At 67.3% G+C, this 443-nt stretch carries 1 protein-coding gene; it reads right to left on the bottom strand.

The genetic code is table 11. From position 1 onward, the window contains the following. Nucleotides 1-443: amidohydrolase family protein (locus VSR71_RS35105; RefSeq protein WP_342917925.1), on the bottom strand; the 443-nt coding region annotated here is incomplete at both ends.

Raw genomic sequence — 443 nt, forward strand, 5'->3', positions numbered from 1 at the left:
GTCGATGACCACGCGGCCGCGCGACAGCACCGACACCGGCCAGCCCTTCAGCTTGCGGCCCGAAAGCGGCGTGTAGCCGGCGAGGTCGTGCATCATCTCGTCGGCGATCGTGACCTCGCGATTGGGGTCCCAGATCGCGATATCCGCGTCGGCGCCAACCGCGATCGAGCCCTTGCGCGGATGCAGATTGTAGATCTTGGCCGGCGCGGTCGAGGTCAGCTCGACGAACTTCTCCAGGCCCAGCCGGCCCTTCGACACCATCGCGTCGAACAGCAGCGGCAGCCGCAGCTCGAGGCCCGGCAGTCCGTTCGCGATCTGCTTGAAGTTCGGGTTGGGACCGGCGCGCAGCTTGCCGGTCTCGTCGTAACGATACGGCGCGTGATCCGACGAGATGGTCTGGAGATCGCCGAGCGACAGCGCCTGCCACAACGCCTCCTGGTCGG

Source organism: Cupriavidus oxalaticus (assembly GCF_038900635.1).
Lineage (GTDB): Bacteria > Pseudomonadota > Gammaproteobacteria > Burkholderiales > Burkholderiaceae > Cupriavidus > Cupriavidus oxalaticus_B.